Annotated in this window: 21 protein-coding genes and 2 tRNA genes; 13 read left to right on the top strand and 10 right to left on the bottom strand. The window is 70.6% G+C overall.

Features of this window, described 5'->3' with window-relative positions; translation table 11 throughout:
• Nucleotides 1-159: 159 nt before the first annotated feature.
• Entirely contained in the window at nt 160-789 is a 630-nt protein-coding gene (locus CKY28_RS14735) for a DNA-3-methyladenine glycosylase family protein (protein WP_095999100.1), read from the bottom strand.
• A gap of 57 nt (nt 790-846) precedes the next feature.
• On the opposite strand from CKY28_RS14735, the gene CKY28_RS14740 reads away from it, so the two are divergent.
• Nucleotides 847-1,164, top strand: coding sequence for a 2Fe-2S iron-sulfur cluster-binding protein (locus tag CKY28_RS14740; protein ID WP_095999101.1), 318 nt, complete (start codon nt 847-849; stop codon nt 1,162-1,164).
• Between the two features lie 93 nt (nt 1,165-1,257).
• Nucleotides 1,258-2,313, top strand: coding sequence for a DUF5694 domain-containing protein (locus tag CKY28_RS14745; protein WP_095999102.1), 1,056 nt, complete (start codon nt 1,258-1,260; stop codon nt 2,311-2,313).
• Here CKY28_RS14745 and rlmB read toward each other — a convergent pair.
• Nucleotides 2,310-3,059 (bottom strand): 23S rRNA (guanosine(2251)-2'-O)-methyltransferase RlmB, encoded by a 750-nt coding sequence (gene rlmB / locus CKY28_RS14750; protein ID WP_095999103.1) that lies wholly within the window; start codon nt 3,057-3,059, stop codon nt 2,310-2,312. The genes CKY28_RS14745 and rlmB overlap by 4 nt on opposite strands.
• Before the next feature lie 158 nt (nt 3,060-3,217).
• Here rlmB and CKY28_RS14755 point away from each other — a divergent pair.
• From CKY28_RS14755 to CKY28_RS14780, 6 genes are all read left to right on the top strand, one after another.
• Nucleotides 3,218-3,303: transfer RNA gene (locus CKY28_RS14755), tRNA-Tyr, on the top strand.
• Between the two features lie 133 nt (nt 3,304-3,436).
• Nucleotides 3,437-3,817, top strand: a complete 381-nt coding sequence (locus tag CKY28_RS14760) for an HIRAN domain-containing protein (RefSeq protein WP_095999104.1) — start codon at nt 3,437-3,439, stop codon at nt 3,815-3,817.
• A gap of 82 nt (nt 3,818-3,899) precedes the next feature.
• Nucleotides 3,900-4,484 carry an SRPBCC family protein gene (locus tag CKY28_RS14765; protein ID WP_095999105.1) on the top strand — a complete coding sequence of 195 codons (585 nt, stop codon included), beginning with the start codon at nt 3,900-3,902 and terminating at the stop codon, nt 4,482-4,484.
• Nucleotides 4,484-5,686 carry a zinc-dependent alcohol dehydrogenase gene (locus CKY28_RS14770; RefSeq protein ID WP_095999106.1) on the top strand — a complete coding sequence of 401 codons (1,203 nt, stop codon included), beginning with the start codon at nt 4,484-4,486 and terminating at the stop codon, nt 5,684-5,686. Before CKY28_RS14765 ends, CKY28_RS14770 begins: the two co-directional genes overlap by 1 nt.
• A gap of 10 nt (nt 5,687-5,696) precedes the next feature.
• On the top strand, nt 5,697-6,479 hold the full coding sequence (locus CKY28_RS14775; protein WP_095999107.1) for an SDR family NAD(P)-dependent oxidoreductase: 783 nt from the start codon (nt 5,697-5,699) through the stop codon (nt 6,477-6,479).
• Between the two features lie 183 nt (nt 6,480-6,662).
• A tRNA-Gly gene (locus tag CKY28_RS14780) sits at nt 6,663-6,736 on the top strand.
• Between the two features lie 24 nt (nt 6,737-6,760).
• Here CKY28_RS14780 and CKY28_RS14785 read toward each other — a convergent pair.
• A complete protein-coding gene (locus CKY28_RS14785) occupies nt 6,761-8,563 on the bottom strand; it encodes an ABC transporter ATP-binding protein (RefSeq protein WP_095999108.1) in 1,803 nt (600 codons plus the stop codon).
• A gap of 362 nt (nt 8,564-8,925) precedes the next feature.
• On the opposite strand from CKY28_RS14785, the gene CKY28_RS14790 reads away from it, so the two are divergent.
• Nucleotides 8,926-10,194 carry a methyltransferase family protein gene (locus CKY28_RS14790; RefSeq protein WP_095999109.1) on the top strand — a complete coding sequence of 423 codons (1,269 nt, stop codon included), beginning with the start codon at nt 8,926-8,928 and terminating at the stop codon, nt 10,192-10,194.
• On the opposite strand, the gene CKY28_RS14795 is transcribed toward CKY28_RS14790, so the two are convergent.
• The 4 genes from CKY28_RS14795 to CKY28_RS14805 form a co-directional block, all read right to left on the bottom strand.
• A complete protein-coding gene (locus CKY28_RS14795) occupies nt 10,188-11,558 on the bottom strand; it encodes a glutamate--cysteine ligase (protein WP_095999110.1) in 1,371 nt (456 codons plus the stop codon). The two genes, CKY28_RS14790 and CKY28_RS14795, sit on opposite strands and share 7 nt — an antisense overlap.
• Before the next feature lie 246 nt (nt 11,559-11,804).
• Nucleotides 11,805-12,545, bottom strand: coding sequence for a 16S rRNA (uracil(1498)-N(3))-methyltransferase (locus CKY28_RS14800; protein ID WP_095999265.1), 741 nt, complete (start codon nt 12,543-12,545; stop codon nt 11,805-11,807).
• Nucleotides 12,545-12,715 (bottom strand): hypothetical protein, encoded by a 171-nt coding sequence (locus CKY28_RS18790; RefSeq protein ID WP_176473113.1) that lies wholly within the window; start codon nt 12,713-12,715, stop codon nt 12,545-12,547. The genes CKY28_RS14800 and CKY28_RS18790 overlap by 1 nt, the downstream gene beginning before the upstream one ends.
• A gap of 7 nt (nt 12,716-12,722) precedes the next feature.
• Entirely contained in the window at nt 12,723-13,160 is a 438-nt protein-coding gene (locus CKY28_RS14805) for a DUF2147 domain-containing protein (RefSeq protein ID WP_095999111.1), read from the bottom strand.
• A 215-nt stretch (nt 13,161-13,375) separates the two neighbouring features.
• Between CKY28_RS14805 and ubiA the strand changes: the two genes are divergently transcribed.
• From ubiA to CKY28_RS14825, 4 genes are all read left to right on the top strand, one after another.
• On the top strand, nt 13,376-14,281 hold the full coding sequence (gene ubiA, locus CKY28_RS14810; protein WP_095999112.1) for a 4-hydroxybenzoate octaprenyltransferase: 906 nt from the start codon (nt 13,376-13,378) through the stop codon (nt 14,279-14,281).
• 32 nt (nt 14,282-14,313) lie between these two features.
• Complete coding sequence (locus tag CKY28_RS14815) at nt 14,314-15,660, top strand: TldD/PmbA family protein (RefSeq protein ID WP_095999113.1); 1,347 nt, start codon at nt 14,314-14,316, stop codon at nt 15,658-15,660.
• Nucleotides 15,647-16,426, top strand: a complete 780-nt coding sequence (locus CKY28_RS14820) for a 3'(2'),5'-bisphosphate nucleotidase CysQ (RefSeq protein ID WP_095999114.1) — start codon at nt 15,647-15,649, stop codon at nt 16,424-16,426. The genes CKY28_RS14815 and CKY28_RS14820 overlap by 14 nt, the downstream gene beginning before the upstream one ends.
• Before the next feature lie 82 nt (nt 16,427-16,508).
• Complete coding sequence (locus CKY28_RS14825; RefSeq protein ID WP_095999115.1) at nt 16,509-18,389, top strand: hypothetical protein; 1,881 nt, start codon at nt 16,509-16,511, stop codon at nt 18,387-18,389.
• A 12-nt stretch (nt 18,390-18,401) separates the two neighbouring features.
• Here CKY28_RS14825 and CKY28_RS14830 read toward each other — a convergent pair whose 3' ends face one another.
• From CKY28_RS14830 to CKY28_RS14840, 3 genes are read right to left on the bottom strand one after another with little or no spacing between them, the layout of a single operon-like run.
• Nucleotides 18,402-18,632 (bottom strand): hypothetical protein, encoded by a 231-nt coding sequence (locus CKY28_RS14830; protein ID WP_095999116.1) that lies wholly within the window; start codon nt 18,630-18,632, stop codon nt 18,402-18,404.
• A gap of 17 nt (nt 18,633-18,649) precedes the next feature.
• Complete coding sequence (locus CKY28_RS14835; RefSeq protein ID WP_095999117.1) at nt 18,650-19,363, bottom strand: hypothetical protein; 714 nt, start codon at nt 19,361-19,363, stop codon at nt 18,650-18,652.
• Complete coding sequence (locus CKY28_RS14840; RefSeq protein ID WP_095999118.1) at nt 19,363-20,583, bottom strand: toxic anion resistance protein; 1,221 nt, start codon at nt 20,581-20,583, stop codon at nt 19,363-19,365. Before CKY28_RS14840 ends, CKY28_RS14835 begins: the two co-directional genes overlap by 1 nt.
• Between the last annotated feature and the right edge of the window lie 35 nt (nt 20,584-20,618).

Below are 20,618 nucleotides of genomic sequence, written 5' to 3' on the forward strand. Positions count from 1 at the left end.
GCGGTTTTGTTCCTCCCCGGAACGGGGAGGGGGACCATGCGCAGCATGGTGGAGGGGCGGCCGCGAAGGGCGGTGCGCGTCGCGAGCACCCCTCCACCACGCCCTGTGGGCGCGGTCCCCCTCCCCGTTCCGGGGAGGAGCTAGGGACTCGCCCGGATTTCACACCGGCGCGGCGTCAGGCCCTGCGCCGTAATGGTGCCAGGTGAAGATCGCCGCCGCGCCCCGGTACGGTCGCCACGGCTCCGCCAGCTCGCGCGTCAGCTTCTCGTTCGGGCGTGCGTCGTGGCCGAGGATGCGGCCGACCTCGATCTGGACGGCCAGGTCGCCCGCAGGCCAGATGTCGGGCCGGCCTTCCGCGAAGAGCAGGTAGATCTCCGCCGACCAGCGGCCGATGCCCTTGACGCGCGTCAGCTTGGCGATCGCCTCCTCGTCGTCGGCGGGCAGGTTCTCGAGGTCGAGGCGGCCGCTCGTCACCTCGTCGGCCAGGCTGCGGGCGTAGCCGATCTTCTGGCGCGAGAAGCCGGCGGCGCGCATCGCCTCGTCGCTCGCGGCGGCGATGACTTGCGGGTCGGTCGGGTCGCCGACCGTCTCCCCCAGCTTGCGCCACACCGCGTCCGCCGAACGCACGGAGACCTGCTGGCCGACGATGGTGCGCAGAAGCGTGGCGTAGCCGCGGTCGCGGATGCGCGGCGCGGGGTAGCCGACGCGCGTCAGAGCGCGGGCGAAGGCGGGCTCGCGCACGGCGAGCGCGTCGAGGTGCTCGCGCAACGCCTCCGCGCTCAGGCCCATGCTTGATCCGCGCGCGCGCCGGCGGCATGGCGCGGCGACTTATTCAGGGAGTGATCCATGCCCAAGCTTATCGTCGAGACCCGCGACGGCCAAGAACGCGTCCTGGAGGGCGAGATCGGGCTGTCCGTCATGGAGGTGATCCGCGAGGGCGGGATCGACGAGGTGCTGGCGCTGTGCGGCGGCAACTGCTCCTGCGCGACGTGCCACGTGCATGTGGACCCGGCGTTCGTGGGGCTCTTGAAGCCGATGAGCGAGGACGAGAATGATCTGCTCGACTCGACCAGCGACCGCGACGAGACGTCCAGGCTGTCGTGCCAGATCCAGTTCGGGCCGGCGCTCGACGGGATGCGGGTCAGGATCGCGGCGGAGGACTGAGGCCGAACCGCTCGCTTGGTGGCGAGGCGCAGGCGTGTTGACGGAGTGACACACTCGTCGCTAACCCGACCCTCGCAGTCGGGGGAGGTCGCGATGAGGTTCGTGAGCGCACTATCGGCGTTGGCGGTGGCGGGCGCGGTCCAAGCCCAGACCTTCGATCCTCGACTCCACAAGCGCGTCGCCGGCCAGCCGACTGAAGTCATGGTGCTCGGCACGCCACACCTGTCGGGATTGCCCGAGACATTCACCCCCGCCGCCCTGGAACCGCTGCTCGACCGGCTGGCGGCGTGGCAACCGACGGTCATCACGATCGAAGCGATATCAGGAGAGCAGTGCGACGCGCTCCGGCGTTACCCTGCGCGCTACAAGGATTCGGTCGAGGCATATTGCTGGGACCCGTCGCCCGCCGCCCGCGCGACGGGGCTGGACGTGCCCGCGGCGACCGCGGAAGCGGAGCGGCTGCTCGCCGAGTGGCCCGCCCGGCCCTCGGCGGCGCAGCGGCGGCGGCTGGCGGCGGTGTTCCTGGCGGCGGGCAATCGGGCGTCGGCGCTGGTGCAGTGGCTCCGGCTGCCCCCAGCGGAGCGGCGCGCGGGCGACGGGCTCGACGCGGCGCTGGCCACGCTGCTGGAGAGGCAGCGCGCGCGGCGCAACGAGGACGATCTGATCGCCGCCGTGCTCGCCGCGCGGCTGGGGCTTGAGCGGGTCTTCCCGGCCGATGATCACAGCTCGGACGCGCCGGTGGCCGATCAGGCCGTGTCCGGCCGCGCCATCGAGGCGGCGTGGGACAATCCGGCGACCGCGAGCCGCCGGGCGGAGGACGAGGCGTTGGGGGCGGGACTGGGCAGCGGCGAGGGCGTGCTCCGGTTGTACCGCGCGTACAACGCACCCGGCTATCCCCAGCGGGTGTTCGCGAGCGACTTCGGTGCGGCGCTGGCCGAGCCGTCGCCCCAGGGCTTCGGCCGCGGCTATGTGGCGGCATGGGAGGTGCGCAACCTGCGCATGGCGGCGAACGTCCGCGAGGCCGCGGCCACCCGGCCCGGCGGTCGGGTCCTGGCGATCGTGGGTGCGTCGCACCGCGGCTATTTCGAGGCGTACCTGTCGATGATGCACGACATGCGGCTGGTCCCGGCGGCGACGCTGCTCCGCTAGCCCCGCACCGCCGCCGCGTAGAGGGCGATGGCGGCGGCGTTACTCACATTGAGGCTCTCCACCCGGTCCGAGATCGGCAGGCGCGCGAGTTCGTCGCAATGCGCTTCGGTGTTCTGGCGCATGCCCTCGCCTTCCGCGCCGAGCACGAGGCAGACGCGGCCCGTTCCCATCGTCTCGGCTAGCGTGCGCTCCGCGTGGCCGGTGAGGCCGATGCGCCAGAAGCCCGCTTCCGCGATCTCGTCCAGCGCGCGGGCGAGGTTGACGACGCGGACCCAGGGCACCGTCTCCAGCGCGCCCGACGCGGAGCGGGCGACCGTGCCGGACTCGGGCGGGGCGTGGCGGTCCTGCGTGACGATGCCCAGCGCGTCGAACGCCGCGGCGGAGCGCAGGATCGCGCCGACATTGTGCGGGTCGGTGACCTGGTCGAGGACCACGAGCGGCCGGCGGTCGTCCTCGCCCGCTTCCGCCAGCAGGTCGCCTAGCCAGATGTCCTCGAGCGGATCGACCTCGGCCACGACGCCCTGGTGCGGCGCGTCGGACGGGACCATGCGGCCGAGGTCCGCCACGTCGGCGAAGGTGACCGGCACGTTGTCCGGCACGTCGAGCGCCGCCGCGGCCTCGCGCGTCGCCCAGAGCTTGCGCACGTTCCGGTGGGGGTTGGCGAGCGCGGCGGACACCGCATGCCGACCCCAGAAGCGGGGCCGGTCGCGGGATCCTTCGCGGGGGGAGCGGCCGCGCTTAGCCATGATAAGCCGTCATCGGGCGTCCGCTAGGCGGGCGAGGGGGCCTGCGCAACCGTTTCGGTCCGCTCCGCTGCGGCATTTCAGTCCGTTGACATGCGCCGGAGCGTTCGGCATTGGGCCGCCTCGCTTCGGCTTTCGGACGTTTCGCGTCCGGGCTCCACGGAAGGGTGGCCGAGTGGTTAAAGGCAGCAGACTGTAAATCTGCCCACGCAAGTGTACGCTGGTTCGAATCCAGCCCCTTCCACCAGCTCGCTGCCGCAGGCGCAGCGGAGCTGCACCGCGACAGCAGCGAGCTACGGCCGGCCTCGCCACAGCGAGGACCGACGACGCGGCTTCGCCGCGGCGCTGCAGAGGGCGCTTTCCATTCCTATATACCGCCCATGCAGGAACTCTCCCTCGCCGTTGTCGGCCTGGACTTCCCCAACGCCGACAAGAGCCGCTCCAACCGCCGCTTCGAGGTCGCGCTGTGCCGCCCCGGCGACCCGGTCGAGCTGCGCCCCGAGCCCAAGAACCCCGCCGACCCGCGCGCGGTCGCGGTGTATTCCGAGCGCGGCGTGCAGATGGGCTACCTCTCCGCCGAGCGCTGCGGCCTGATCGGCAAGCGCCTGAACGCGGGCGACGCGTACCGCGCCGTGTTCCAGGAGGCGGACCGCCACAAAGCGGTGATCCGCGTCCGCTTCGGCGGCGGCGAGCCGACGCTGCCGGCGCGGGCCGCCGTGGCAGAGTCCGACGAGTACGCCCAACCCGATTGGGACGACTGATTTGATTGCGCTCGTGTAACGACGGGAACGCCCGACTCGCCACATGGGTTACCTGGGCTCATCACCAGGGAGCCCGCACCCCATGAGCGATCTCACCCATCCGGCCGACTCCGCCCCGGCCGCCACCTCCAAGCGCGACGCCGCGGGCGAGACCGCCGCGCAGGTCACTAAGGCGAAGGGCTCGCAAGTCACCGCCCAGGCGGTCACAATCAACAAGCCCGTGGCGGAAGTGTACGGCTATTTCCGCAACTTCGCGAACCTTCCGACCTTCATGGAGAATGTCGAGCGGATCGACGTCCACGACCAGAAGCGCAGCCATTGGGTGGTGAAGGCGCCGGGCGGCGCCACCGTCGAGTGGGACGCGGTCGTCACCGACGAGGAGCCGGAGCGCTTTGTCGCCTGGACCAGCGAGCCGGGCGCGGACGTGCCGAACAGCGGCCGCGTCGAGTTCCGCGATGCGGGCAAGCGCGGCACGGTGGTCAGCGCCACCATCCTCTACGACCCGCCCGCCGGCTTCATCGGCAAGCTGGTCGCCAAGGTCTTCCAGCGTGAGCCGGCGCTCCAGTCGCGGCGCGACCTCAACCGCTTCAAGCAGCTCATGGAGACGGGCGAGATCGCCACCTCGGCCATGAACCGCCAGCAACATGACGAAGGGAAAAACGGCTGATGCGCGCGCTCACCTGGCACGGCAAGCACGACGTCCGCATGGAGACGGTGGACGATCCCGGCATCGTCAACCCGCGCGACGCGATCATCAAGATCACCTCGACGGCGATCTGCGGGTCGGACCTCCACCTCTACGACCATTTCATCCCGTCCATGCAGGCGGGCGACATCCTGGGCCATGAGTTCATGGGCGAGGTGGTCGAGGTGGGGCCTAAGTCGACGCTGAAGAAGGGTCAGCGCGTGATCGTGCCGTTCACGATCTCCTGCGGCTCCTGCTACCATTGCAACAAGAGCCAGTTCTCCGCTTGCCCGAACGGGCTACCCGCCGACAACCAGGACCTCGGTCGCCAGGGCTATGGCCACGAGATGGCGGGGCTGTTCGGCTACAGCCACCTGACGGGCGGCTATGCCGGCGGCCAGGCGGAATATGTGCGTGTGCCGTTCAGCGACGTCGGCCCGCTCGTCATCCCCGACGGCATCGAGGACGACAAGGTGCTGTTCCTCACCGACATCCTGCCCACCGGCTGGATGGCGGCGGAGAACGCCGAGATCGAGCCGGGCGACATCGTCGCGGTTTGGGGCTGCGGACCCGTGGGGCTGTTCGCGGTGCAGTCGGCGTTCCTGATGGGCGCCGAGCGCGTGATCGCGATCGACCATTTCCCCCGCCGCCTCGAGCTCGCCGCCCGCTTCGGCGCGGAGACGATCAATTTCGAGGAGACGTCGACCTACGACGCGCTGATGGAGATGACGGGCGGCATCGGCCCTGACGCCTGCATCGACTGCGTCGGGCTGGAGGCGCATGGGGGCTTCGTCGACAACATCATCGACCAGATCAAGGTGTCGACCTTCCTCGGCACCGACCGCATCCACGCGATCCGCCAGGCGATCATCGCGTGCCGCAAGGGCGGGCGCGTGTCGATGCCGGCGGTCTATGGCGGCTTCGTCGACAAGTTCCCGCTGGGCGCGCTGATGGAGAAGGGGCTGACGCTTAAGACGGGCCAGACGCACGTCCAGCGCTACACCCACGCGCTCCTGAACGCGATCGTGGAGGACAAGGTCGACACGACCTTCCTCATCTCGCACCGCCTCGACCTCGAGGAGGCACCCAAGGGCTACAAGATGTTCCACGACCGGCAAAACGAGTGGACCAAGGTCGTGCTCAAGCCCGGTATGGGCGTCGGTAAGGAAGCGGTAGCGGCGTAGGAGACGACACATGGCCGACAAGTTCGCGATCATCACCGGCGCCTCGACGGGCATCGGCTTCGAGCTCGCCACCATCGCGGCGCGCGAAGGGCACGACATCCTGGTCGTCGCCGACGAGCCGCTGATCGACGCGGCCGCCGCCGACTTCAAGCAGTTCGGCACCGACGTGCGCTCGGTGGAGGCGGACCTGTCGACGTTCGACGGCGTCGACCGGCTGTTGCAGGCGGCGGGCGGGCGCCCAATCGACGTGCTCTGCGCCAACGCCGGCCACGGGCTCGGCGGCGGGTTCCTCGACCAGGACCCCACGCGCTGGCGGCACGTGGTCGACACCAACGTGACCGGCACCGTGTACCTGCTTCAGCGCGCGCTCAAGGAGATGGTGGCGCGTAACGAGGGCAGGGTGCTCGTGACGGGCTCGATCGCCGGCTATCTGCCGGGCTCGTTCCAGGCGGTCTACAACGGCACCAAGGCGTTCATCGACAGTTTCGTCGCCGCGATCCAGGACGAGCTGAAGGACTCGGACGGGGTGACGATCACCAACCTCATGCCCGGCGCCACCGAGACCGAGTTCTTCGACCGCGCCGACATGGAGGACACCAACGTCGGCACGTCCAAGAAGGACGATCCCGCCAAGGTCGCGCAGGACGGCTGGGACGCGATGATGGCGGGCAAGAAGCAGATCGTGTCCGGCTGGCACAACAAGCTGCAGACAGTGATGGCGAACGTGCTGCCGAACGCGCTGCTCGCGGGGCAGCACCGGAACATGGCCGAACCTGGAAGCGGCAAGGAGTAGGAGCGACCGCGCCCACCAGGGCACTACCCCGGCGAAGGCCGGGGCCTAATCACGATGATTCGCGGGCGTGATCGCCCCCGCCCGCGACGTGGCCCTAGCTGGACCCCGGCCTACGCCGGGGTGGGGCATCCGGAGCCGCTTGCACCGCTAGGCTGCATCGAGTAGTTCGCAGCCCTGAGCCGGGCGGGTATAGCACAATGGTAGTGCAGCAGCCTTCCAAGCTGAATACACGGGTTCGATTCCCGTTACCCGCTCCAGCCCCCAACTCCGCACACACCCCCTCAGCCTAGCATCGCGTCGACCGCGTCCCGCTCGATCCCGCCCGACTGGTGGTCGAACAGCCGCCGATACTGCCCGTCCGGCCGCTCCAGCAGCGTCGCGTGGTCGCCGTCCTCGACGATCCGCCCGCCGTCGAACACCAGGATGCGGTCGAGCGCGCGCACCGTCGATAGGCGGTGCGCGATGATGATCGCGGTGCGGCCGACCATCAGCCGTTCCATCGCCTGCTGGATCAGCACCTCCGACTCCGAGTCGAGGCTCGACGTCGCCTCGTCGAGCACCAGGACGGGCGCGTCCGCCAGGAACGCCCTCGCCAAAGCGACGCGCTGGCGCTCGCCGCCCGACAGCTTCACGCCGCGTTCGCCGACCGGCGTGGCATAGCCGCGCGGTAGCTTGGCGATGAAGTCGTGCGCGTTGGCGAGCCGGGCCGCGGCCTCGATCTCGCTGAGCGTCGCGTCGGGCCGGGCGTAGCCGATATTCTCGGCGAGCGAGCGGTGGAACAGGATCGGCTCCTGCGGCACGATCGCGATCTGCCGCCGCAGCGACGCCTGCGCCGCGTGCGCCACGTCCTGCCCGTCGATGAGCACGCGGCCTTGCCGAACGTCGTAGAGGCGCTGGACGAGCTTGACGAACGTCGTCTTGCCCGACCCCGAGCGCCCGACCAACCCCACGCGCTGCCCGCCCGGGATCGTCACGTTCAACTCCTCGTACAGCGGCGTCGCGTGCGCGCCGTAGCGGAAGGTGACGTTCTCGAAGCGGATCGTGCCGGCGTCGATGCGGATCGGCTTGGCATCGGGCTTGTCGGCAACGCCGAGCGGCTGGGCGCCGAGTGCCACCAGCTCCTCCATTTCGTTGACCGAGCGCTGGAGATTGTGGACGTGCTGGCCGATGTCGCGGAGGTAGCCGTGGACGACGAGGTAGCTGGTTAGCACATACGCTACGTCGCCCGCGCCAGCACCGCCGCGCCACCACAGCCACAGCGACGCGCCCGTCACGCTCGCGCGGATCAGCCACAGGAGCAGGAGCTGCCCGGTGCCCGTCCAGGTGAAGTAGATCCAGGTGCGCCGGGTCCGCCGCGACCATTTGCCCAGCACGCGGGCGAGGTGCGCCTCTTCGCGCTCCTCCGCCCCGAACGCCTTCACGACCGCGTTCGAGCCGACCGAGTCGGCCAGCACGCCGCCGAGCTTCGTGTCCCACTGGTTCGACAGCCGCGCCACGGGGCTCAGCACGCGCGTGGCGAGCGTCACCGTCATCGCGACGTACGCGACCGCGCCCAGCCCCATGACGAGGCCCAGCACCGGCCAGCGCGCCGCAAGCAGCACCATCGTCCCGCCTAGCACGACGAGCGACGGCAGCAGCGCCAAGAGCAGCGTGTCGTTGATCGTATCGAGCGCCCACATGCCGCGCGTGATCTTGCGCACGGTCGAGCCGGAGAAGCTGTCGGCGTGCCAGTCGGTCGACAGCCGCTGCACGCGCCGGAACGCCTCGCCCGCGGCGTCGCGCATGTTCCGGAGCGTCAGCGGGATGATCAGCCACCAGGCCGCGTGCCGGAGCGCCGCCATGGCGAGCCCCAGCGCGACCATGATCCCGAACGCCCCGAGCGCCTCGCCGCGGCCCGCTTGGCCCGCTGCCACGGCGTCGATCATCCGCCCGGCCTGCACCGGCACGAAGATCTCGGTCAGCGTCGCGAGGCACATCGCCGCCGCCACGCCCGCCGTGAGCGCGGGCCGGCGCATCCAATGGGCCCAGGTGAAGCCGAGCACGGTCCGCAAAGTGGACGCCCGGCGAGGCGCGGTGTCGGTCATGATGCTATCCACGCACGCGGTTCCGGCGTGCGTCCCTCAAGTCTCGTGTTTGTGCGGGTAGCGGCTCTAGGGCCGTCCCGGCGTCAGCGGCGGATGCCGCCTTTGAAGCGGGAGAGCGGATGCGGCGATGCGGTCATCGGAACACACTCCCTTGCCTTGAGGTAGGCGCGCGATAGCAGAAACCGGCCGTGTGGACCACCCCCAACCCGTCATGCCGGACTCGTTTCGGCATCCATCGTCGTACGCGCGCTCCGGCTGGAATGTCCGCACCACGATGGACCCCGGAACAAGTCCGGGGTGACGAGTGGAGGGCGTGGTAGCCTTCACGCCTCCCTAACCACCCGCGGCTATGCCGGGCGCGCATGTTCCACGACCGCCGGCTCCGTTTAAGAACCGACCCGCGACCTAGGTCCGCGGTGACGCACGGCGTCGGGCTCGCGGGACTGGCGGGCGTCGCGGCCTGGATCGCGGTCGCCAAACTCTACGGCCTCGACGGGCCCTATTCGGCGCTCGTCAACCTGCTCGCCTGCGCCGTGCCGATGGTGCTGTGGTCGCTCTTAGTCGACAAGGTGCACCGCAACCCGTCCACGGGCGTCGACTGGAGCAGCGCGCGGCCCTTGCGCGAGACGCTCGACGGCAGCCTCACCAAGCTCGCGGGGCTATGGGCGATTTGGGGCCTGATCGCGGTCGTCTACGCGACAGGGCGCTTCTACTGGCAGGGTGGTTTCCAGTTCGCCATGTGGTGCTTCACCCAGGCCGCACCCGTGCTGTTCGTGCTGTCGATCCCTTATGTGCTCTGGATCGACCGCCGTCTCGTCGAGCCGCGCGACGGCGCCTACCATCTCGGCGCGTGGATGACGGGGCAGCCTTACGACCGCGAGCTGATCTTCGGCCACCTGCGCAGCTGGGCGGTCAAGGCGTTCTTCCTCGCCTTCATGCTGGCGATCACGCCGCCGGGCTTTGGCGACCTGATCCGCGCAGGCTGGCGCGACGCGCTCGCCAGCCCGGTGGCGCTCGCGGGCCTGCTCATGACGCTGATGTTCGTCGTCGACGTGGCGTTCGCGAGCGTGGGCTATATCCTGACGATGCGGCCGCTCGACAGCCACATCCGCTCGGCCAATCCGTACGCGGCGGGGTGGACGGCGGCGCTGATCTGCTACCCGCCTTTCCAGCTGATGAGCCCCGGCGGGCCGCTCGATTATCATCCGGGCACGTCCGACTGGGTCCGCTGGTTCGCCGACTGGCCCGTTCTACAGGCCGTGGTCGGCGCGATCCTGGTCGCGCTCACCGCCGTGTACGCCTGGGCGACGGTGGCTTTCGGGCTGCGCTTCTCCAACCTGACGCATCGCGGCGTCCTGACGCACGGGCCGTACGCCTGGACGCGGCACCCGGCCTACCTATCGAAGAACCTGTTCTGGTGGCTGTCGACGCTGCCCTTCCTGTCGACCGCGAGCCTGGTCGACGCCGCGCGCGCGACGATCCTGCTCGGCGTGGTGAGCGGCGTTTACTACTGGCGCGCCAAGACGGAGGAGCGGCACCTCCGCGAGGACCCCGCCTATCAGGCCTACGACGCCTGGATGGCGCGCAACGGCCCGGTGCCGCGCCTGTTCGCGCGCTTACGCGGTCAGTAGCTCTCTTCCTCGTACACTTGCGCGACGTCGCCGTTCCAGGCGCCGTGATAACGCTCCAGCAGCCGCTCGGCGGGCGTCTTCCCCGACCGCACGATCTCGCGCAGCGGGTCGAGGAAGCCCGTCTCGTTGTCGCCCCCGAACCCGCGTCCCCGAGTCGAGAGGCCGGCATGCGCGATGTCGAGAACCTCGCCCGCGATGTCGCGGAGCTTGCCGCCGCCCGGCAGCGGCGCGTCGAGCGCGAGCTTGGGCACGGCGTCGCGTAAGCTCTGGCGCTCGTCGAGCGTCCAGTCCTTCACCAGGTCCCACGCCGCGTCGAGCGCGCCCTGGTCGTATAGCAGCCCGACCCAGAGCGCCGGCAGCGCGCAGATGCGGTTCCACGGACCCCCGTCCGACCCGCGCATCTCCAGGAACGTCTTGAGCCGCACTTCGGGGAAGGCGGTGGACAGGTGGTCGCTCCAGTCCTCCAGCGTCGGCAGCTCGCCCGGCAGCACCGGCAGCTCGCCGCGCAGGAAGTCGCGGAAGGAGAGCCCGGCGGCGTCGATGTACCTGCCCTCGCGGTAGACGAAATACATAGGCACATCGAGCGCGTAGTCGGCGTAGCGCTCGTAGCCGAACCCGTCCTCGAACACGAAGGGCAGCATGCCCGTGCGGTGCGGGTCGGTGTCGGACCAGATATGGCTGCGGTAGCTCAGCATCCCGTTCGGCCGCCCTTCCGTGAAGGGCGAGTTGGCGAACAAGGCGGTGCCGAGCGGCTGGAGCGCCAAGCCGACCCGGAACTTCTTGGCCATGTCGGCTTCGGAGGCGTAGTCGAGATTGACCTGGATCGTGCAGGTTCGGAGCATCATGTCGAGCCCGAGCGATCCCACGCGCGGCATGTGCCTGCGCATGATGTCGTAGCGGCCCTTGGGCATGATCGGCAGCTCGTCCCGCCTTTTGTCGGGCCACATGCCCAGCCCCAGAAAGCCGAGCCCCAGCTTGTCGCCCGCCGCCTTGACCTGCTCCAGGTGCCGGCCCGTCTCCTGGCAGGTCTGGTGCAGGTTCTCGAGCGGCGCGCCCGACAGCTCGAACTGGCCCGCGGGCTCCAGGCTGATCGAGCCGTCCCGGCCGGTGAGCGCGATGACCCTGCCGTTCTCCTCGACCGGCCGCCAGCCGAACTCGGTCAGCGCCAGGAGGAGATCGCGGATGCCGCCCGGCTCGTCGTAGGACGGCGCGCGGTGGTCTACTTTGCGGTAGACGAATTTCTCATGCTCGGTGCCGATGCGCCAGCGTTCCGCCGGCTTCTCGCCCTTGGCGAAGGACGCGATCAACTGATCGCGCGACTCGATGACCGCGGATTTGGGATCGGTGGCGGTCTTGGTCGTCATGGGTGCGCGCCTTAGGCGCGACAGGGCACCCCGTAAATCCTCCCCCGCTCACAGCGGGGGAGGGGGACCAGCGTAGCTGGTGGAGGGGGAGCTACGGGATGCGGCATCGCCCACGGCCTACGTCCCGCAGGCCGGCTCCGCGCGGCGACATGCCCCCGGCATGTCGCTCGTCGCGCTACGCCCCCCTCCACCACGCCCTACGGGCGCGGCCCCCCTCCCCCGCTGTAAGCGGGGGAGGAACTTAGGTCACCAATCCCCCGCCACGATCATCCAAATCGAGACCGCCGCCGCCGCCGCGGTATCCGCCCGCAGGATGCGCGGCCCCAGCCCGATCCCGACCGCCTGGGGCAGAGCGCGGATCGCCTCGCGCTCGGCATCGTCGAAGCCGCCCTCCGGCCCGATCAGCACCGCCGCCGGACCCGACCGCGCCCGCATCGCCGCCGCCGCGGGCTCGCCGCCCGTCTCGTCGGCGAAGAACAGCGCGCGCTCGGCGGGCCAGTCGCGGAGCAGGGCGGGGAGCTTCACCGGCTCGGTCAGCTCGGGCAGAGCGGTCCGGCCGCACTGCTCGGCCGCCTCCACCATATGCGCGCGCAGCCGGTCGAGGTTGAGCTTGTCCACCACCGCGCGCCGGGTCAGCACCGGTTGCAGCCGCGCCACGCCCAGCTCGCACGCCTTCTCCGCCACCCAATCGATGCGACCCTTTTTGAGCGGCGCGGCGCAGAGCCACAGGTCGGGCGCCGCCTCGCGCCCGTGCAGGCGTTCGGTGAGCTCCACCGTCAGGTCGCGCTTGCCCGCCGCGCGCACCACCGCCAGCCACTCGCCCGTGCGGTCGTCGAACAGCTTGACCGGATCGCCGCTCTTCAGCCGCATGACGGAGAGCAGGTAATGCGCCGCCGGCCCCTCGATTCGCCGCTCGCCGGGCTGGAGCAGGTCGTCGACGAACAGCCGCGGCGTCGATTGCGGCGGCCATGCGGGTACGGCTCCCATCAGCGCCTGACCGCGCGCCGTGACCGCCACAGCTTGCGCGCGATCATCCACGTCGCCGCCAGCCCCAGCGCGCTCAGCACCGCCACCGCCGCGATGCCACCCGCGACGCGCAGGATGGCCCAGAACAGCGCCTCCACGAAGCGCCCGATCGCGACGGAGAGGCCGACCATGCGGGCTCTAGCGCACCCGCGTCCAGTTCTGCGCGCGGCAGCCGAAGCCCGCGACGAGGCAGCCCTCGGCGACCAGCGTGTTCGGTCCCGCCTGCCTGAGCGACCCGTCGACCGCGCGGCCGAGATCGGGGACGAACACCTGCCCGTACCAAAGCCCGTCCGGCGCGCGCGTCAGCCCGCGGAACAGGTCGACGCCGACCAGCTGCGCCGTACCGCCCCGCGCGGCGTCCGCCTGCGCCTCAGCCGACGCCTGCACCACGCGCCCGCACAAGGCCTGCCCGCATCGCGCGACGCGGATGCGAACGGAGTCCTTCGCGTTGCGCCACACGCCTTCGGGGCTGGGCGCGCGTTGGGCGGAAGGGGCACCCCGCAAAGTACTACTTTGCGGGGACCCCGAGGCGGGGAGGGCGAGGCTCGCGAGGAGCAGGGCGGACAGGATACGCATCGCGATAAGATAGGGAAGGGTGGGAGTGGGGGGAACCTCTCTTCGGCCCTAACCGTCACCCCGGACTTGTTCCGGGGTCCATCGTTGTGCGGGCGAACCACGGGCCGAGAGCGCGGCCCGCCGCTCCCCTCCGATTAACGTTGCACGCGTCGAGAGATGGACCCCGGAACAAGTCCGGGGTGACGGTGATGGGTGACCAAGCTAAGTCCCCGCCCATGCCCGACGCCATCGTCCCCGACAGCGAGCATCGCGGCCTCGTCGCGCGCCTGCCGCGCACGCTTCGCGGGCTCGCGCTCCTCGCCCGGTTCGATCGCCCGATCGGCTGGTGGCTGCTCTTCTGGCCCTGCGCCTGGGCCGTCGCGCTTAGCGGCGCGGCATGGGAGCGATGGGACCTGATCGGCTGGTTCCTGCTCGGCAGCATCGCGATGCGCGGGGCGGGGTGCGTGTACAACGACATCGTCGACCGCGACCTCGACGCGCAGGTGGCCCGCACCGCCGCGCGGCCGATCCCGAGCGGGATGGTGTCGGTCCGCACCGCATGGATCTGGCTCGCCGCGCTCTGCCTCGTCGGCCTCGTCGTCCTGCTCCAGCTCCGCCCGCCCGCGGCGATCGTCGCGCTCGCCAGCTTGGCGCTGGTCGCCGCCTACCCGTTCATGAAGCGCATCACCTGGTGGCCTCAGGCGTGGCTCGGCCTCGTCTTCTCCTGGGGGGCGCTCGTCGGCTGGACGGAGGCGGCGGATGGCTTCAACCTTGCCGCCGCGGCGCTCTACTTAGGCACGGTCGCCTGGGTGATCGGCTATGACACGATCTACGCGCTCCAGGACGTGGACGACGATGCGCTGATCGGCGTGCGCAGCTCGGCGCGCCGGCTGGGGCGCAACGTCCGCCTCGGCGTCGCCGGTTTCTACGCGCTCGCGCTGGCGCTCTGGGGGCTGGCGATCCGGCAAACGTACCTCGACCCGCTCGCGCTCGCCGCGCTGCTCCCGGTGGCGGGACACCTCACTTGGCAGGTCGCGACGCTCGATCCCACCGACGGCGCCAACGCCCTCCACCGCTTCCGCTCCAACCGCTTCGCGGGCCTCCTCATGTTCCTCGCCTGCCTGACCGTCGGCAGCGCTTGAGCGCCGCACCCCGAGCGCCTACGTCCCCGCCCATGCTGACCCCCGACCAGGCGCGCGACCGCGCCCAAGCCGTCGTCGCGGCCGCGATACGCGCCGGCGCCGACGCCGCCGACGCGGTGTTCGCCGCCGACGCCTCCACCGAGATCTCCGTGCGCCTGGGCCAACTCGAGGACGTCGGCCGCTCCGAGTCGGGCGAGCTGGGCCTGCGCGTCTTCGTCGGCTCTCGCTCGGCGAGCGTCGCCACCTCCGACCTGTCCGACGACGCCGTCGCCACGCTGGTCGAGCGCGCCGTCGCCATGGCGCGCGAGGCGCCGGAGGATAAGTGGGCCGGCCTCGCGCCGCCCGAACGCCTGCTCCACGGCGCCCCGCCGCTGCTCGACCTCGACGACCATGGCGACCCCGAGCCGCAGGCGTTGCGCGACCTGGCGCTCGCCGCCGAGGACGCCGCGCGCGCTGTGCCCGGCGTCACCAACTCGGAAGGCGGCGGCGCCTCCGCGTCACGCAGCGTATGGGCGCTGGCGACGAGCCACGGCTTCGCGGGCGCCTACGCCACCACCGGCTACGGCCTGTCCGCCAGCGTGCTCGCGGGCGAGGGCGGGAACATGCAGCGCGACTACGCGCACCACGCCGCGCGCCACGCGTCCAGGCTCGACGCGCCGGAGGAGATCGGCCGCCGCGCGGGCGAGCGCGCCGTCGCGCGGCTTAACCCCGGCAAGCTCCCCTCCGGCGAGATGCCCGTCGTGTTCGACCCGCGTGTCGGCTCCTCGCTCGTCGGCCACCTGATCGGCGCTATCTCCGGCCAGTCGATCGCGCGCAAGACGAGCTTCCTGCTCGACGCGCTAGGCTCCGAGGTGTTCGCGCCCGGCGTGACGATCCGCGACGACCCGCACCGCCCGCATGGGCTCCGCTCGCGCCCCTTCGACGGCGAGGGCCTGCCCGTCGGGCCCACCGCGATCGTGGAGGCGGGCGTGCTCGAGACCTGGCTGCTCGATTCCGCCTCCGCGCGTCAGCTCGGCCTGGAGCCGACGGGCCACGCCGCGCGCGGCGTCGGCGGCGCGCCGGGGGTCACGACGAGCAACCTCTACATGGAGCCGGGCCGCGTCCCCGTCTCGACGCTGATCGAGGACATCGCCGACGGCGTCTACGTCACCGAGCTGATCGGCCAGGGCGTCAACGGCGTCACCGGCGACTATAGCCGCGGCGCGGCCGGCTTCCGCATCGAGAACGGGCGGATCACCACGCCCGTCGCGGAGTTCACCATCGCGGACAACCTTAAGGATATGTACCGCCGGCTCACCCCCGCCAACAATCTTGAGTTCCGCTACGGCACCAACGTGCCCACGATCCGCATCGACGGGATGACGGTTGCCGGGGGATAAGCTTCTCTCCGCCGTTGCCCAGGTCGCCGCCGAGGCCGGGCAGATGGCGCTCGCCCGCTGGCGCACCGACTTCCGCCGGTGGGAGAAGGAGCCGGGCAGCCCCGTGTGCGAGGTCGATCTCGACGTCGACCGCATGCTCCGCGCGCGGCTCCTGGCGCTGATCCCCGATGCGGGCTGGCTGTCGGAGGAGACGGCGGACGACCCCGAGCGCCTAGCGCGTACTCAAGTTTGGGTCGTCGACCCGATCGACGGCACGCGCGATTACATCCGCGGGCGACCTGGCTGGTCGGTGTCGGTGGCGTTGGTCGAGCGGGGCCGCGTCACGCTCGCTGCGCTCGACGCCCCCGCCCGGCGCGAGCTCTGGACCGCGCGCGCGGGCAGGGGGGCGACGCGCAACGGCGTGAAGCTCTCCGCGAGCACGCGGGCCGAGCTGCCCGGCGCGCGCGTCCCCACCGACGCGCTCCCCAAGGCCGACCGCGACCTGACGCCGGTGTTCAAGCCCAACTCGATCGCGCTCCGCATGGCGATGGTCGCCGCCGACGAGGCCGACATGGTCGCCACCATCCGCTGGGGCAACGAGTGGGACATCGCGGCGGCCGCGCTCATCGCCGAGGAGGCGGGCGCGGCCGTGTCGGACGCGTGCGGCAAGCCGTTGCTGTTCAACAAGCCGGACCCGCAGGCGTTCGGCATGCTGGTCGCCGCGCCCGGTATCCACGCCGCCGCGCTCGACCGCCTTTCGCCTCGGGCGGCGACGCTGCTGGCATAGCTTGGCCGGCCGCGCGGCCTGGTGTATGGCCGCCCTATAAGAACGGATCGGTATGCGGGTCGCTCTTCCAAGGAGAGCCGCAATGCCCACCATCCCCTATCGTCCCGAGTTCATCGCCAACGGCGGCGCGTTCGGAAGGGAGGTCGCCGTCGCGAGCGACGTCGACCGCTTCATGCTCGTCTGGGAAGGGCCGAACGCCCCGCCGCCGCCCGACCGCGACTATGACAGCGATTACAACGAGCTCCTGGGCCGCATCTTTCAGGTGGAGCAGGCAGCCACCGGCGTGTTCCAGGTCAACACGGTGGAGGACGACCCGCAGTTCGACCCGGAGATCGTCCGCTACGGCGACGGCTCCTACCTCGTCGCGTACAGCAGCGGCGTCGAGGACTCGCTGGAAGGCACCTTCATCGCGACCCAGCGCGTCGGCGTCGACGGCGCGAAGCTGGGACCGGAGGTCTATTCGCCCAACTACAGCTACTACCACCGCGAGCCGGACGCGGCGGTGCTGTCCGACGGGCGCTCCGTGGTCGTCTCCACCGAGGAGTTCGACGTCGAGGCGTTGATCTACAACGCGGCCGGTGCGGTCGTCGCCGATTACGCGCTCGGCTTCAACGTGTCGGGAGCGGCCGCCGTCGCCCGCCACCCCGTGCTCGCCGACCGCGTGATCGTGTTCTGGCAAGGCTATGCGGTCGAGGAGCCGGGCGACGACGACGTGCGCGGCCTCTACTGGCAGGAGCTGGACGTGGACGACGGGACGCGGGGACCCGCCCAACTCATCCAGGCGCTGCCCGACAATTTCGACGCGGACCCGTCCGCCGTCACCATGCGGATCGGCGACCGCATCAACCTCGCCTATGCGGCGCCAGACGGCGGCGGCCGCGACGTCAAGCTCTACAGCCTGCCCTTCGACGGGGTCTCGACGCCCTATGCGATCACCGTCAACGAGGCGACGGCCGGGGACCAAGTTCGGCCCGCGATCGACGATCTCGACGGCGAGCGCGTCATCGTCGCCTGGGAGGACCGCCAAGCGGGTGCGGACGACGCGTCGGGTTCGTCGATCAGGGCGAGGCTGGTCGACACGGTCGCGGGCGCGGCGGACGGCCCCGCCTTCCTCGTCAACCAGGTCACGGCGGGCGACCAGCGCGGCCCGTCGGTCGCGCAGGTGGACGAGGGCATCTTCGTCGTGGCCTGGACTGACGGCGACGGCGTCAAGGCGAGGCTGTTCGACGCGGACGGCGATTACTTCCTGCCCGCGCTCACCTCCACGCTCGTCACCCGGCTGGAGACCCAGGACGGCTCCGACTCGCTCGACCAGCGCCTCCGCGGCTTCGACGCGCCGCAGAGCTATTTCTTCGAGATCGGCGCGGAGACGGGCGACGACGTCGTCACCGATTTCGCCCGCGACGACGTGCTGGTGACGGACGCGCCGCTGTTCGACGGCAATGGCGACGGGATCATCACCTTCTCCGGCGGGCGGCTGCGGCTCGACGGTCGGACGGCGGGCGGCGACACGGTGCGGCTCGACGGGCTGGACGGCTCCGCGCTGCGCTATGTCGGCCGGGACGAGGGGCTGTCGGTCTACGCCACCGCCTCCGTACGGCCGGCGGGGGCGACCGAGGTGCTGCTCGGCTCGACGGGCGCGGCGGGGACCAGGGGCGCGGACCTGTTCTTCTACGACGCGGCGCTGTGCCTGCCCTCCGGCCGATCCTATGCGATCACCGGCTTCGGCGCGGCCGACGTGTTCGTGACCACGGTCGCGATCGCCGACAACGACGGCGACGGCCGGATCGGCTTCGGGTCGGATCGCCGCGTCGAGGTCGACGGCTCGGACTTCGCCGTGACGCGGAGCGACGGGCGGCGGGTCACCGCCTTCGAGTTCGACGGCGCGGTGATGCGCGACGGCACTACCTACTACGTCTATAGCCTGATCGGCAGCGCCGTGGGCGTGGACGCGCTGGGATAAGGGCTCGCACGGTCACCGCAGGTACGCCGGCAACGCCACGCCGGTCGCGAGCAGCGCGAGAACCGCCAGCACGATGAGTACGAGCACCGTCGCCATCAGGCAGCTGCCCGTGTGGTTGTCGATGCGCGACACGCTCCAGAGCAGCCAGGCGATCGCCAGGAGCGTCGCGACCCGCACGCTCCACGTCCGGTCGGCGGGCCACAGCAGGACGGGTGCGAGCATCGAGACGGCGGCGGCCAGCACCAGCCGCCACCGGGTGCTCAGCCCTGATCCCCGTCGCGGTACTTCATCTCCAGGTAGCGCCCGCGCGTCTGGAGCGAGTCGAGATTGCCCTGCGCCAACCGCTCGGTCATCATCGCGATCTCCTGGTCGATGAGCTTGAGCCCGTCGACCAGCTGCGCGTCGGGCGTCCGCCCGTTCCTCACCTGCGCGCGCAACGGCGGCGGGACCTTCTGATAGTCGCCCACGAACGCCGGCAGCTGCTCGCCGATAAGTCGCCGGAGCTCATACGCCGCCTCGCCGTCGTTGGGCACGTTGGCGAGCTGCGGCGACAACGTCTCCAGCCGGACGCCGATCTGATCCACCAGCGTCCGCGCAGGGGGAGGCAGGGCGGGGCGCTGCCGCTCCAGCCAGCGCTCGGTCTGCGCAGGCAGCGCGCGCACGTCCACCGCACGCAGCTTCTCCTCCGTCACGACGCGCTCGGCCGGCGCCAGCATGATGCCGATCGTCACCGCCGCCATCAGCAGCATCACCGCCAGCCCGCCGAACAGTCCCAGCGGCACGAAGAACCCCGCCACCATCGCCGCCAGCAGGATCAGCGCGTTGGCGACCAGGATGCGCACCAGCTTGCGCCCCGCCGACCTCGCCTTCCTGCGCACGCGCTTGCCCGTGCCGGCGTAATCGGCGGAGATGCGCGCCATCACCTCGCGCGCGCGTTCGATCTGCGCGTCGACGTCGGAATAATCGCGCGCCATCACACCGCCTCTAGCCGGTACTGGCTGGCGTTCGGCCCGGTGATCTGGCCGGCGCCCTGCGCCGCACCCTCGGCCCGCGCGATATAGCCCTTCGACTTCTCGACCTCCTGGCCCAGCGCGTTGACCGTGGTCTTCATCGAGTCGAGCGCCTTCAGCTTGAACGTGTCGATCGCGTCCATCGTGTCGTAGATGTTCTGGAACGCGCGCTGCAGCGTCTCCAGCGGGATCGTCGCCGACGCCGCCTGCTCGTGGATGCGCGCGGTGTTGGAGCGGAGCAGCTTGCCCGTCGAGTCGATGATGTTGGCGGTGGTGGTGTTGAGCTGCGTGATCTGCTCCAGCACCAGCTTCTGGTTGGTTAGCGCCTGCGCCACCGTGACCGCGGTGCGGAGCGCCGAGACGGTGGTGGTCGACGCGCGGTCGACGCCCTTCACCAGCTCGACGTTGTTCTTCTTGACGAGGTCGAGCGCGAGATAGCCCTGCACCGTCACCGCCATCTGCGTGAGCAGGTCCTGCGTGCGCTGGCGGGTGTAGAAGAGCGCCGTCTCGCGGATCGCCTTGGCCTTGGCGGGGTCGGTATGGTCGAGCTCGGCCGCCTTTTCCTCCAGCTTGGCGTCCATCGTCTTGGACAGGTGGATCATCTGCTCCAGCCGGCCCATCGCCGCCCACAGGTTCGCGCGCTCGGTGTCGATCGCGGCATTGTCCATCAGGAGCTCGTCCTTGCCGCTGCTAAGCGACTTCAGAATCGAGGCGATGTGCGTCTGCGACGATTTGTAGCTGTCGAAATAGTCGCGCATCTTGTTGCCGAAGGGCAGGATGCCGAACAGCTTCTTCGGAGCCGTTAGGCTGCCGCGCTTGCCGGGGTCGAGGTCCTCGATGACGCGGCGCAGCTGCGCCAGGTCCGCGCCGACGCCCGTGTCCTTGTCCATCGCGCGGATGGGGCGGTCGAGGAAGCGGTTGGACTGGCCCGCCGCGTCCCGGATCTCCTTCTGGCCCATCGCGGTGATCGCGTCGACGCGACGCCCGAACTCGGGGCTGTTCACGTCCTGCGCTACGAGGTCGGCCACGAACCCGTCGACCCGCTCGTCCAGCTTCGACTTGGTGCCTGCGTCGACGGGCACCAGCCCCGCAGCGCGCTCGGGCGAGACCGCCGGCACCGGATCAGGCGGCGTCAGCTTCAGCTCGGCCGGCGTCTCGGTCAGCGTGTCGGTCGCGGTCGCCATGTCTTCACTCCGTCAGGGACGGTAATGACTCTGAC

The sequence above is a fragment of the Sphingomonas lenta genome (genome assembly GCF_002288825.1).
Taxonomy (GTDB): Bacteria; Pseudomonadota; Alphaproteobacteria; order Sphingomonadales; family Sphingomonadaceae; genus Sphingomonas; species Sphingomonas lenta.

Coding starts and splice junctions, on each gene's coding strand:
- CKY28_RS14775 (WP_095999107.1), top strand. CDS start 5,697: ATGGCCGACAAGTTCGCGATCATCACCGGCGCCTCGACGGGCATCGGC.
- CKY28_RS14785 (WP_095999108.1), bottom strand. CDS start 8,563: ATGACCGACACCGCGCCTCGCCGGGCGTCCACTTTGCGGACCGTGCTC.
- CKY28_RS14795 (WP_095999110.1), bottom strand. CDS start 11,558: ATGACGACCAAGACCGCCACCGATCCCAAATCCGCGGTCATCGAGTCG.
- CKY28_RS14805 (WP_095999111.1), bottom strand. CDS start 13,160: ATGCGTATCCTGTCCGCCCTGCTCCTCGCGAGCCTCGCCCTCCCCGCC.
- CKY28_RS14790 (WP_095999109.1), top strand. CDS start 8,926: ATGTTCCACGACCGCCGGCTCCGTTTAAGAACCGACCCGCGACCTAGG.
- CKY28_RS14745 (WP_095999102.1), top strand. CDS start 1,258: ATGAGGTTCGTGAGCGCACTATCGGCGTTGGCGGTGGCGGGCGCGGTC.
- CKY28_RS14765 (WP_095999105.1), top strand. CDS start 3,900: ATGAGCGATCTCACCCATCCGGCCGACTCCGCCCCGGCCGCCACCTCC.
- CKY28_RS14825 (WP_095999115.1), top strand. CDS start 16,509: ATGCCCACCATCCCCTATCGTCCCGAGTTCATCGCCAACGGCGGCGCG.
- CKY28_RS14815 (WP_095999113.1), top strand. CDS start 14,314: ATGCTGACCCCCGACCAGGCGCGCGACCGCGCCCAAGCCGTCGTCGCG.
- CKY28_RS14760 (WP_095999104.1), top strand. CDS start 3,437: ATGCAGGAACTCTCCCTCGCCGTTGTCGGCCTGGACTTCCCCAACGCC.
- CKY28_RS18790 (WP_176473113.1), bottom strand. CDS start 12,715: ATGGTCGGCCTCTCCGTCGCGATCGGGCGCTTCGTGGAGGCGCTGTTC.
- CKY28_RS14800 (WP_095999265.1), bottom strand. CDS start 12,545: ATGGGAGCCGTACCCGCATGGCCGCCGCAATCGACGCCGCGGCTGTTC.
- ubiA (WP_095999112.1), top strand. CDS start 13,376: ATGCCCGACGCCATCGTCCCCGACAGCGAGCATCGCGGCCTCGTCGCG.
- CKY28_RS14740 (WP_095999101.1), top strand. CDS start 847: ATGCCCAAGCTTATCGTCGAGACCCGCGACGGCCAAGAACGCGTCCTG.
- CKY28_RS14840 (WP_095999118.1), bottom strand. CDS start 20,583: ATGGCGACCGCGACCGACACGCTGACCGAGACGCCGGCCGAGCTGAAG.
- rlmB (WP_095999103.1), bottom strand. CDS start 3,059: ATGGCTAAGCGCGGCCGCTCCCCCCGCGAAGGATCCCGCGACCGGCCC.
- CKY28_RS14735 (WP_095999100.1), bottom strand. CDS start 789: ATGGGCCTGAGCGCGGAGGCGTTGCGCGAGCACCTCGACGCGCTCGCC.
- CKY28_RS14835 (WP_095999117.1), bottom strand. CDS start 19,363: ATGGCGCGCGATTATTCCGACGTCGACGCGCAGATCGAACGCGCGCGC.
- CKY28_RS14770 (WP_095999106.1), top strand. CDS start 4,484: ATGCGCGCGCTCACCTGGCACGGCAAGCACGACGTCCGCATGGAGACG.